Source organism: Psychromonas sp. Urea-02u-13, assembly GCF_002835995.1.
GTDB lineage: Bacteria > Pseudomonadota > Gammaproteobacteria > Enterobacterales > Psychromonadaceae > Psychromonas.
In genome coordinates, this window is the sequence record NZ_PJBZ01000038.1 from 78,115 (window position 1) to 90,717 (window position 12,603).

Consider the following 12,603-nt stretch of genomic DNA (forward strand, 5'->3'; position numbering starts at 1 on the left):
TCCTGGATGTTAAAGCGAATAACATAATGACACCAAAGAGTCATTATGACAACAAATAAAGAGGGTCAATTAGACCTCATCAAGAATAACCAGATTAAACAACACGACACAATAAACACATAATAGACTGATTAATAACAATATAAATAATTAAATTGATTTAAATCAACATTGGCATCGAGGTTGCAATATCACACTTATAAATAGCAATGGAGTGATAGCGATGAACAATACAATTAATGTAATGCCAACAATTAAGCCGATTGAAAATGCAATAAATTACCAGAAATGCTTAACCCTCGGGAATAGCTTAATGGCTATTTCATTAATTGTAGTTTTCTCAAGCTTATTAATCTCCTATGGCTTTGACCAGCACTTTGCTATCGGAGCACAGGTCACCGCGCATATCGCGACCATTGTTTTTGCCGCCTTTATCAAAATTGGTTACGTGATGCGCTGTATTGCTTTGCACGCCTTTTCATTAACGAATTTTTAACTATTTAATTTTATATCAACTTATAACCCAGGAGCTTTTATGCTAAACGACACTCACATCCAAATAATAAAAAGTACAGTGCCATTATTAGAGAACGCAGGAAGCGCTTTAACCGATTATTTTTATAAAAGAATGTTTACACAGAACCCAGAATTACAGCACATTTTTAATATGAGTAACCAACATACAGGGCGCCAACAAGTGGCACTGTTTGAAGCGATTGCCGCTTATGCAAAAAATATTGATAACTTAGCAGCCCTCACAACCGCTGTTGAACGTATCGCACAGAAACATACAAGCTTTAGTATTCAGGCACCACATTACGCCATTGTTGGTGAGCACTTGTTAGGCAGTTTACGTGAACTATTACCTGAACAATTTACCGCTGAAGTGGAAGAAGCTTGGACATTGGCATATCAGTTTTTAGCACAAATATTTATTGACCGTGAAGCGGCACTTTACCAAGAAAAATTACAAGCAACAGGTGGCTGGACAGGGACACGCGCATTTAAAGTCATTGAAACACGCATGGAATCAGACTTAGTAAAAACGTTCATCTTTGAACCCGTTGATAAAAAAGCGGTAATCGACTTTATTCCTGGTCAATATTTAGGTTTAGAAGTCTTTCCAACAGGTCGTGATTACAAAGAGATCCGCCAATACTCATTATCCGATAAAGCCAATGGTCAGACTTACCGTATCTCAGTGAAACGTGAAACATTAAACGTAGCGGGTATCGTTTCTAACTTTTTGCATGATAACGTATATGTTGGAGATGAAATTAACCTACTAGCACCTGCAGGTGACTTCTTCTTTAAAGATGAGCAAAAACCCGTGGTATTGTTATCCGCAGGTGTAGGTATTACACCAATGCAATCGATGATGGAGCAATTATCAGCGCAGAAATATCAACAACCGGTACATTATTTACATGCTTGTGAAAATAAACAGCAACATTCTTTTCAAACTCGAGTGAGTGAGTTAGCGACACAGAATGATTGGTTACATACCACTTGGTATCGTGAATCTGCGCAGCCACAGGCGAATATTAAACAAGGCTTTATGGATTTAACAAAGCAGTCTTTACCGATTGAACATGGGCACTTCTACTTATGTGGTCCGGTTGCGTTTATGCAGTTTGCTAAGCAACAATTATTAAGCTTAGGCGTGGCTGTAGACAGAGTCTTTTATGAAGTCTTTGGCCCACACGCTAATTTATAATCCCTCATAGTGAAATAAGAACCACCTGATATTCAGGTGGTTTGATAACAACAGGTGGTTGATAACAACAGCCCCCCTAAAACCCGCAACAATCAGCACAATATGATGCGATGTACCACCAGCGCTATGTTGAAGATATTCAGCCCGCTGCACATTTTTATTAAACACATGCCCGCTAAATATAACCAACAATACCCACGACCGATTCAACACTTCACTTTTACCCAACGCTTATGGCAATTTGTCATAAGCGTTATATAATTTTTGTAGGTTGTTATTTGATAGGGGAAAAATAGTGCTTTTAAAACTAGAAACGTTATCCATTCGCACCAAAGTATTTATCTGTACTTCTGCCACTCTCGCTATTTTACTTTTGTTATATGTCGTCATCTTCAATAACCTTTTTATGCAAATAAAGAACGACGCCTTTAGTGAGTACAAGCTACTTAGTACCCTAGATCATCAGGTAACCCATGCCTCGATGTCGACCTCTAAAAATATCAAAAAAGAGTTAGAAAAAATTACTCAGCTTGCTAAAGGTCATCAACAGTTAACCATAAAAAATGGCTATACCGATGAGCAACCAGAATTTGAAATAGCCAATAACATCGTTATTTACAGTGACTTTTATCGTCAACAACGCCTTGAAATGGAAGGTTTGATTGCATCCTCAGAAAAAAATACGCAACGCTTATCAGAGCAACTGCCAATTACTAAATTACAACTATTAAACACAATACATCAAGCCCTGAATCTCGCCCAAGGTAAAGCCAATGAAAATCTTGAAAAGCTTTTTTATTATGAGATGTTCAGTTTAATTGTTTTATTTTTGTTAATGTTATTTTTTGCAATGTATGGCATTAATTTAGTGATCACCCCGATCATCAAACTACGTAAAAGCATTGAAGACTTTCAAGGTGGCAAGCACAGTCAGATAACCGAGGGTGATGAGATAAAATTACTCATCGATTCCTTCTTTTCAATGAAAAATGAGATCAAACAGAAACAAGAACTATTGGAAGAAGCGGTTATCCAAGCTCAAGATGCCAATAAAGAAAAATCTGAGTTTTTAGCCAATATCTCCCATGAATTACGCACACCTATGTTAGGTATTCTTGGTTTTGCCGAGCTAGGTCTTAATAAAATCGATAAAGTTGAAAAGCATAAAATTGTAAAATATTTTGATCGTATTCATACCAGTGGCTCACGCCTATTATTACTGCTGAATAACTTATTGGATTTATCAAAATTAGAAGCAGGTGAGATGCACTTCGATTTTGAACAAGCGCTCATTAACGATGTATTGAATAGTGTATTAACCGAATTAGACGCCCTGATCATCAATAAACACATCAGCATCATCACCGATAGTCCCAATGACAACATCATGGTCGAAATGGACGTATTACGCATACACCAAGTCTTTTATAATGTGCTTAATAATGCGATTAAGTTTTCCCCAGAGCAAGGTATTATCTTTATTGAAGTCTCTCAACAAAAAGTGATAACAGCGGGGCAAGCCATCAACACCGCGATTATTACTATTCAAGATCAGGGAATGGGCGTACCGGAAGAGGAATTGGATTATATCTTTGAAAAGTTCTCGCAATCAAGCATGACAAATACGGGAGCAGGCGGTACTGGGCTGGGGCTTTCTATCTGTAAAGACATCTGTGAAAATCATAACGCGAGCATTTCGATTGAAAATTTAGTGAAACCTAAAAAAGGCGCTACATTCACAATCAAAATACCGCTCTCACAGTCCAATTAAATTATTTTAGCTCTTCAACCATTTGACCAAAGAATTCATCTACGGCTTCATTTTTTTCATAAATATTGGCAATTTCCTGCGTACTGCTTTCAATTAATTGCACTAAATATCTTTCTTGGTCATCGTCCAATCCTAACGATAAAAAATCTTGCTCAATCTGATGAATTAATTTCTGTGAAATAGTGACGGCTTTTTTACCCTGTAACTCAAGCCCTTTCTGGGCGGCCATCATGCCATCTTTGGTACTTTCTAATAACGCCTTATTTTTAACGGCATTTTTTTCTACCTGCATCATTTGTGAAATGGCAATAAAGCGCGCATTTAAACCTTCCATTAACATACATAAATGATCTAAAAAACGACCATTTTTTTCTTCATCTTCAGGCATGTTTTTTATTAACAGTGAGGTATTCTCGAAATTAAAAATACTGCGTTGATTAAAATTAAAAATACGTCCTTGTGATCGCGCCAGCTCTAATAAGTCAATTTCCACCGGTTTAGCAATGCCACTAAAGTCATAAGTCGCGATTGTCTCTTGTTGGTCAAAATACTGAATGGTGCCATGTAAGTCATATTGCTCTAATGCTTCAAAAACAGCTTCAGAGAGAGAATTTAAATCGTTGCACTCAAAGGTTTTCCGTACAAAGTTTAAGATAACGCCAACTTCACCACTGTTAGTAATAATCATCATGCTCATGTCTTGAGCGCATTGTAATTGACTATCCAGCTCTTTATGCTGGTTTATAAAGGCCACCATGTGTTGCACTTTAGCTAATAGCTCATTGCAATTAAAAGGCTTAACTAGGTAATCATCCCCACCCGCTTCATAACCCGTTAAACGGTCTTCTATCGCGCCACGTGCAGAAACAAAAATAACCGGTAAATCGAGGTCTTCGTCTTCTTTAATGATCTTACAGACTTCGTAACCATTCATATTTGGCATAGCGACATCAAGCAACAAAATGTCAGGCTTATTTTCTTTTAAAAAATCGAGGCACGCCTGGCCAGACGTCACGCAGTCAACGTGGTAATCATCTTCTAAAATCTCTTCCATTAACTCTAAGTTAAGTGGCTCATCATCAGCGATCAATACATGAATCTTATCCGGCATACAAAACTCCAAAGGTAGAAAATACTGCCTTTTAGTGTATACCAGAATAATCATTTTAAAGTGAACATAGGAATAAAAAACGCTAAACATCATTCTTTTGTGAAGCAACTCGATGTAAAAGTAAAGCGTACTTAATACGTACACTCAGTCGTTATTCTTGGAAACTAATACCAGCAGCTAAAGTGGCGTTAATAACTGCTTGAACAAACTACGTAAACTACCCAGTACAATTAATAGCGCAATAATCGGTAATACCAACCACATTTCAACATGTAATGAGGGGGTTAATTTAAAGCCCCATTGCATCAAGCTATACACAAGCAATTCAGCACCTACCGTGGCAACAAAACCAGCAATGATTGCCAATAGGCCATATTCAGCCCATAAAGTTTGGCTAATGCGTTTTTTTGTTGCACCTAAAGTTCGATATAACATCACCTCACTTTGACGCTGTTTTAAGCTCAAACGTAACAATGTAAACATCAGTAAAATACCACTCAGCACAGCGATTGACGCCAATACCGTTAACGACAGAGATACCTGTGCAAGCATGCTTTGTAGCTTGTTACCCAGCACCCTAAAATCAATCAAACTGATGGTCGGAAAATCCCGAGATAACTGATTCAATAAATCGTTATCTTGCTCTGACACGCGTGCGCTAAGCATCCAAGTAGCAGGTAGATTTTGTAATACATCGGGGGTAAAAATAAAAATGAAATTAGGCTTCATGGATTGCCAGTGCACATCACGAATACTATTAACGGCGGCGGTCACCTGTAAGCTATTCACGGTAAAGGTTAATTTGTCACCAATAGTCAGCCCTAATTGTCTCGCGACTTTTTGCTCAACAGACACTCCTTGTGATTGCCCCCATTGCCCATCTAATACTTGGTTATAACTGGGTAGTGTTTCCAACCAGGTAAAGTTAACCTCGCGTTTAAGAATATTGGCAGGGTTCGCTTTATATTGTTCAGCACGATACACATCGGTTCCATTAATATGGCTTAACCGCCCTCGAATGACCGGAAACGCCTCTGAGCGTTCTATTTTTCGTTGATCAAAATGTGTTAAGTAACCAGGTAATTCAGTTGGATTAATATTCACGGCGAAGACATTTGGTGCATTCTCTGGTACTGCTTTTTGCCAATCACCCACCAAGTCTGAACGTAATAACCAAATCACCGCAATTAACATCAGTGACCCTGACAAAGCAGCCAGTTGCATCAAGCTTTGTTTAGGGCTGCGTTTTAAACGGCTAATTGCCAGCGACATAGCAGGTCCCCATTTAAAACGACTGACCAGTAAAATACAGGCGTAACTGACCAATGCCAGAAGAGTGAATAAAACAATCAGCCCAACAAGCACTAACCACACCATCGACGCATCGAAGTAATAATAGATAAATGCTGATAATGGAAATAATATCAACCACCAAGCAGCTTTCGTTTTGCTCTTAGTTTGTTGTAATACATTAATAGCAGGGGTATCTAAGAGTTTTTTAAGCGGTATGCCTAAGGCAGGAATAGCGACTAAAATCGCCACTGAAGCGCCCATTAAGAAAGGTAAAAAACCATAACTAGGTAGCTCTTTGGGTAATACGTCAGTTAATGGTAAACGTAACAACGCTTCAATCACAATACCTAACAAAGAGCCCACCACTAAACCAATAGCAAGCAGGATAGCCACTTGTATCATCAACCAACGTTTTAACCAGACTCGGCTTGCACCTAGGCTTTTTAGCATCGCAATCGTTTGCGCACGCCCACTCGCATAATGAGAACAGGTCAACACTAAGGTTAAACTCGCCATCGCAATCACCATCAAAATAGTGAGTGATAAATATTGCTTGGCCTTATTGATAAAACCACCACTATTGCCTTGGTTCTTTTCGCTTAACCACTTTTCTCCAGGTTGTAGTTCAACACTGTTTTGCAAGTCATCTAGCTTATTATCGGCACCATTAAAAAAACGCTTATATTCAACACGGCTACCTATTTGTAACGCCCCTGTTTTTTCAATATCACTTTCATGAATAAAAACAGCGGGAATACTATTAAAAGGATTAAAGACCAGTTCAGGATCGGCCTCAATAATGCCGCTAATGACTAACTCCGCGTCACCCACCGCCAATGTTTGTCCCACCTCCACGTCTAATAACCCCAGCACACGCTTAGCAACCCATAACTCACCGGGTAAAACATGCTGACTCAGGGTTTCCTGTTTTGTTTTTAAACGTAACTCGCCCCGTAGCGGGTAAAAACTATCAACCGCTTTAACACTGATTAAGTGCATACTTGTATCGCTAAAACCCATGGTCTGAAAGCTGACTTGCGCGGATTGTTGCAAGGCTAACTGGTCCGCTTTATCGATAATAAGTGGGTTTATCGGGTAACTACTGGTTTGCACTACATCAGCCGCTAACATTGAGCGCCCTTCTGCAGTTATGACTTTTTCAACACGCATCGCTAATGCTGACAGCGCGACGACACAGGCAACAATCAATACTAACGCAGCCACGACTGGCCATAATTGCGCTGAATAAATTTCTCGCCAACTCCAACGTAATAACAAATTGGAATTCAGTGTAGATTTTTTAGAGGAGCTTATTGCATTCATAAGACAGAACTCGCCTTTGCAGTGATAATTTCCTCAACCAGTTTTCCATCATCAATGCGTAAAATACGTGAGCAACGCGCCGCTAATTGCTCATCATGGGTGACTAAAATAAGTGTGGTGCCATTATCTCTGTTCATCGCAAATAATAACTCAATGATATTCTTCGCTGTTTTTTTATCTAAATTACCCGTAGGTTCATCGGCGAACAATATTTTAGGCTCACTCATAAAAGCACGCGCCAATGCAACACGCTGCTGTTCTCCACCCGATAATTGCGTGGGTAAATGTAACTCTCGACCAGCAAGGCCAACCGAGGCAAGTAACGCTTTGGCTTTAACTTGGTCTTCACCCTCACCGCGTAATACCGTCGGTAAGGTGACGTTTTCAATCGCGTTTAATGAAGGTATCAATAAAAAACTTTGGAAAACAAAACCAATCGACTCGCCTCGTAACTGAGCACGTGCTTCATCATCAAGTTGGCTTAAGGGTTGCCCCAATAATTCTATTTCACCAGACGTGGGCACGTCTAACCCTGCTAATAGTGTCATCAATGTGGATTTCCCCGCACCGGAAGTACCAATAATCGCCACGGTTTCTGCTTTGCAGACTTGCAATGAAATATCACTTAGAATGGATAACGTATTACCGTGTGCGGTAATCGATTTAGACAGCGATTTTACTTTTAAAATAGGCTCAGACATGACTAAACTTGTTTCCTTTATATTTATGCTATGCGTTGCAACCACAAGTAGCTTTGCAGTAAGCAAAAGCTTATTAATTGTGGGCGATAGTTTAAGTGCAGGTTATAACATGCCCGCAGAACAAAGCTGGCCGGTACTATTAAACCAAAAGTACCAACAACAAAAGTTGCCAACGACCGTCATTAACGCCAGTATTTCTGGTGATACAACGGGTAATGGTTTGGCACGATTACCTGCGTTATTGACACAGTATCAACCTGATTACGTGCTTATTGCATTAGGTGCTAACGATGGCTTACGAGGCTTTTCAGCCAATATTATTACTGACAATCTAACCCAGATGATAATACTTAGCCAATCAAAATCTGCTCTGGTATTTTTAATGCAAATCAAAGTGCCTCCAAACTATGGAAAACGCTATAACCAGTTATTTACCTCTATTTATCCGAGCCTTGGTGAGCGTTACGATTTACCCGTACTCGACTTCTTTTTAGAGCACATTATTGTCAGACCAGAATGGATGATGGAAGATGGATTACATCCAAAACCACAAGCGCAGCCTTGGATTGCAGATTTTATGGAAGCGCAATTACAGCCTCACCTAAAATAGGAGAGGCATAATTTCAATCAGGTTATCTAGCGGATTAGTTTACAGGTGTGTTTGTAAAAATTTATCCTCAAATTTAATCACTTTGTACAAGTAATGACGTGCTTCAGCAATCGGGTTCTTTTGGGTTAATTGATCGTATGTTTGCTGATTGGTTTTTTGATTGATCACTTTCACTGCCGTGGTTCTATTGCTGTGGAAGGTTTTAAATACATTACCCGCCCCGCCGTTATAAGCCGAAATAATTGAATAATGGCGAGAACGCTCTTTTTCTACTCCTTTTAAATAGCGTGTATTTAAAATATGTAAATACGCGGTACCCGTATCAATATTATTCGCTGGATTAAATAAATATTGTTTTGTTGGTTGATCGTCGCGCTTTTTAACCAGATTAAACACATCTTTCCCTGCCGTACTTGGAATCACCTGCATCAAACCATACGCATTAGCATGTGAAACGGCATAAGGGTTAAAACTACTTTCCGTTTCGATAATTGCATAAATTAAACTTTCTTTAATATTATATTTTTTACTCGCCTGCTGAATCAGTGAAGCATATTTATAACTGCGAATCTCTTGGCTTTTTTCAACCAAAGGTATTTCGACATAAAACACTTTTTTCTGGTTCGCATTTTTAGATTTTATATCTGCGGCCACAAATGTTTTTGCATAACGATTAGCGCGCCACTGCCAGCGAATCGGTTGATTATCTTTGTCTTTTACTTGGTTATATAAAAACGGTTCTTTATTGGTGATTTTATAAGGTTTATCGGAAAACATATCTACTTCATTGGGATCATCCGGCGCCAGTAACGCTTGCACCATTAAGTTCTGAAGTCGTTGTAAATATCCCTTTTGAGCAATCGTTTCAACACGTAAATAATTCTTATCAAAGTTCACAATCACTTTGTCTTGGTACTGATTAGTGTATTTAACGTAAACTTGTTTGGTCGGAAAATCATTTTCTTGATCACCCCACTTCTCACGCACATTGCCTTCTAGCTTTGAAAACAGTTGCTGAATTTTCTTTAAGTCAGTGGTTATTTTTTGTGGGTTATTTTTATAATAATCGCCTTTTTTCTTTGCATAATCCTTAGCATCGTCACTATTAGTTAACTTGGAGAGATCTTTCCAATCTTGCGTACTGCAACTGGCCAACATTAATATTAATGGAATAAGCAGTGCTATTTTTTTGCAGAAAATAGCATAGCGGGTCGAAGTTGTGCGCGTCATTATGGCTTCCTTGTTATTGCTTCACTTTATATTAAGTCGCTTATTATAAGACAGGCTGAGAATAACAAGGTCGATATTCAAATAATAAATGCATCGCTTGATAAGCATCAAAATTTCAGGAAAATATATTGATGGCATAACAAGTATATTTCCTACTCAAAACAGTAAAATAAGACTGTTATCTCACCCACTAATTTGTCATTTTATAGTCCACAACACAGCCTCTTCAAGCACCTAAAAAAAGGTAACCACCAGCAAAATAGAGCCCCCTAATGCGTACATAGATTTGACTTCAGAAGCTTGTGACAAAACGTACGAAATACGTGCAAAATTTAACTTTACATTATTTGAAAAGCGCTTTAAATTCCGTGAAAATTTGCATGGAACGCGATAAAGGACACCTAAAGAACCAGCTAATAAACAATTACTAAGAAAGAGAACAAGGTGCATACAGCAACACTCACCCCACCATCCAATAACACGTTTGTCCCCGTTGCCGGGTTATTATTTTTTGCCATCGCATCCGGATTTTTAATGAGTTTGATTCCGTTATCATTAACGTCATTTTCAATCTCAGAATCATTTGCGCCTTGGTTAGCCACTATTTTTTATTTAGGTCTATTAATGGGGGCCACTGGCATTGAATCAGTGATCTCTAAAATCGGCCATCGCAAAGCATTTATCTGCTTTCTAAGCTTATTAATATTAACCATTGTGACCATGATATTTTTTCACAGCGCTGCGATTTGGTTAATAAGCCGTTTTGTTGCAGGTATCTCTGTGGCAGGTATTTTTGTAGTTGTTGAATCATGGTTATTAATGGGCGGCAACAAAAGTCAGCGCGCTAAACGTTTAGGTTTATACATGACCGCTCTATACGGCGGTAGCGCATTTGGGCAACTTGCCATTGGTTATATTGGTATTACCGGCGCCACGCCTTTTTTATGTGTGATTCTGTTATTAATGATTGCCTTGTTACCGCCATTATTAATAAAAAGTGGCCAGCCTAGCCAACAGAAAAATCATAAAATGCGCCTTTCTGAACTTAAAAACTTAAGTCAGCCTGGTCTTTTTGGATGTTTAGTCTCAGGGTTATTACTCGGTCCGATTTACGGGCTTCTACCGCTGTATACCAGTGGCAGAGTAGAAAACGCAGAGCAAATTGGTCTGCTGATGGCGGTGATTATTGTAGGGGGTATGGTAGTGCAACCTATCGTTAGCTATTTATCCCCAAGAATGAGTAAAAGCTTATTAATGGCGTTTTTTTGCTTGTTCGCGATACTCAGCGTAATAGGAATATTAACCACCAGCTCAGTGATGGTCTTGTTATTTAATTACTTAATCTTAGGCGCGTGTAGCTTTGCGTTATACCCGATTGCCATCACGCTTGCTTGCGATTCATTGCCTAGCGAAAAGATTGTGAGTGCCACGGAAGTGATGTTACTCAGTTACAGTGCGGGTTCTGTTTTAGGGCCTCTATTAGCGTTTTCTTTCCATCATTACGAACATGGATTGATACTCTACATAGGCTTATGTTTAATCACGACTTGCATCTACATGCTTTATAAAAGCATCCCTAAAGCACCAGAAGGCAACTGCCCGCTAGTATAGATTAACTGACTTAATAAGATGGCGAACATACTGTTCGCCATTCTCTGTTGCTATTTTCCGAATCAATAACACTTAGCCCATCACCTCTCTTTTTATTAATGCAGTAATCCAGATAATCGCACGGCACTTCCCGATTCAACATGCGACGACAATAATGGGGGATAAATGATGACTAGAAGTATGCCGGCAGAATACCTTTGAGCGTGGGTTTCGCCTGTAATTTTTACTTTATTTTATCAGCCAATTTCCCTTGATAAAGTTTAGGCACTCTCGTTTTATCTATCTCATGGTTAGTATGTTTAAAATTATTGCTAAACTCCTCCTGTAAATGAAGAGCAGTTCTTTTTCTCTGTGTAATTAATATATCTGCGATCATCACAACACTATTCTTTTTATCAAATAGGGTAAATCCTTGGTAGCTAAAATTGTTAGTAACATAGTCATTACTAAGCGCTAAGAGTGCATCAAAAAGTCCATGGAAAAAACTATTTATTGATGGACTTTTTATCACTAAAGTAAGTCGCGTATCTTTAGCTAGATTCAACTCAGGCAGGCTTGTATGCTCAGAAGTTATCATTTCAATATCTAATAACCAACTTCCATTACCTCGCTGTTCAAAGGCAACAACAGAAAAATGTGCCTTATCATACTCAATACTTTCTAATGCTAATTGCAGTTGTTCGACGGTGGCATGTGTTTGTGTCTTTTCAAATAAATGCTGTAATTTGGATAAAACAGGTAAATCTTGATGGGTATTAAAAACGGTCGAAACTTTTTTATGGTGGGTTAATGTAAACAACTCCCTAATCTCATGTTCCCTCGCTATTTTTATTGCTAAGAAAATGGTCTGAATAATTTCTGACGTTGATAAATTTTCTTCTACTCGCCACTTTCTCCCGTAAACAATACTTTTATCTCTATTTCCCTGTTTTCGGTTGTAATTATCAAAGCCGATCACACCAACCTGAATATAAATACCTTCACCCGTGAGACCTACAAATATGGGATAATCTTTGTAAAAGTTGATATCTAAAACTATTTTTTCAACACTCTCACGGCTGTGCTTAAACAGTAAATAGTGCTGTGGTATGCATGTGTGACCATTAGGCAATGCAACAATAGGCGCGTTTTTAATCGCTGACTCTCCCTGTTGTAATTGCATAAGGGTTGAGTGTGATATTTATTGGAATTGAACATAATACTCCCCATAAAAAAGAAGATAAAAGGCAACTAACC

Annotated in this window: 10 protein-coding genes; 5 read left to right on the plus strand and 5 right to left on the minus strand. The window is 38.6% G+C overall.

Features of this window, described 5'->3' with window-relative positions; genetic code table 11:
- The first annotated feature begins 223 nt into the window (after positions 1-223).
- The 3 genes from CXF74_RS02255 to CXF74_RS02265 all read left to right on the plus strand — a co-directional run bounded on the left by CXF74_RS02255 (position 224) and on the right by CXF74_RS02265 (position 3,488).
- On the plus strand, positions 224-496 hold the full coding sequence (locus CXF74_RS02255) for a hypothetical protein (RefSeq protein ID WP_198552751.1): 273 nt from the start codon (positions 224-226) through the stop codon (positions 494-496).
- Between the two features lie 39 nt (positions 497-535).
- On the plus strand, positions 536-1,717 hold the full coding sequence (hmpA, locus tag CXF74_RS02260; protein ID WP_101080771.1) for an NO-inducible flavohemoprotein: 1,182 nt from the start codon (positions 536-538) through the stop codon (positions 1,715-1,717).
- A 295-nt stretch (positions 1,718-2,012) separates the two neighbouring features.
- Positions 2,013-3,488 carry a sensor histidine kinase gene (locus tag CXF74_RS02265; RefSeq protein WP_101080772.1) on the plus strand — a complete coding sequence of 492 codons (1,476 nt, stop codon included), beginning with the start codon at positions 2,013-2,015 and terminating at the stop codon, positions 3,486-3,488.
- 1 nt (position 3,489) lies between these two features.
- Here CXF74_RS02265 and CXF74_RS02270 read toward each other — a convergent pair whose 3' ends face one another.
- The 3 genes from CXF74_RS02270 to CXF74_RS02280 form a co-directional block, all read right to left on the minus strand.
- Positions 3,490-4,599, minus strand: coding sequence for a response regulator transcription factor (locus tag CXF74_RS02270; RefSeq protein WP_157822312.1), 1,110 nt, complete (start codon positions 4,597-4,599; stop codon positions 3,490-3,492).
- 177 nt (positions 4,600-4,776) lie between these two features.
- Entirely contained in the window at positions 4,777-7,215 is a 2,439-nt protein-coding gene (locus tag CXF74_RS02275; protein ID WP_101080774.1) for an ABC transporter permease, read from the minus strand.
- Complete coding sequence (locus tag CXF74_RS02280) at positions 7,212-7,916, minus strand: ABC transporter ATP-binding protein (protein ID WP_101080775.1); 705 nt, start codon at positions 7,914-7,916, stop codon at positions 7,212-7,214. Before CXF74_RS02280 ends, CXF74_RS02275 begins: the two co-directional genes overlap by 4 nt.
- On the opposite strand from CXF74_RS02280, the gene CXF74_RS02285 reads away from it, so the two are divergent.
- A complete protein-coding gene (locus CXF74_RS02285; RefSeq protein ID WP_101080776.1) occupies positions 7,915-8,526 on the plus strand; it encodes an arylesterase in 612 nt (203 codons plus the stop codon). The genes CXF74_RS02280 and CXF74_RS02285 overlap by 2 nt on opposite strands.
- A gap of 39 nt (positions 8,527-8,565) precedes the next feature.
- Here CXF74_RS02285 and CXF74_RS02290 read toward each other — a convergent pair whose 3' ends face one another.
- Complete coding sequence (locus CXF74_RS02290) at positions 8,566-9,756, minus strand: murein transglycosylase domain-containing protein (RefSeq protein ID WP_101080777.1); 1,191 nt, start codon at positions 9,754-9,756, stop codon at positions 8,566-8,568.
- A gap of 444 nt (positions 9,757-10,200) precedes the next feature.
- Between CXF74_RS02290 and CXF74_RS02295 the strand changes: the two genes are divergently transcribed.
- A complete protein-coding gene (locus tag CXF74_RS02295) occupies positions 10,201-11,367 on the plus strand; it encodes an MFS transporter (protein ID WP_232772413.1) in 1,167 nt (388 codons plus the stop codon).
- Between the two features lie 223 nt (positions 11,368-11,590).
- On the opposite strand, the gene CXF74_RS02300 is transcribed toward CXF74_RS02295, so the two are convergent.
- A complete protein-coding gene (locus tag CXF74_RS02300) occupies positions 11,591-12,529 on the minus strand; it encodes a hypothetical protein (RefSeq protein ID WP_101080778.1) in 939 nt (312 codons plus the stop codon).
- Positions 12,530-12,603: the final 74 nt, after the last annotated feature.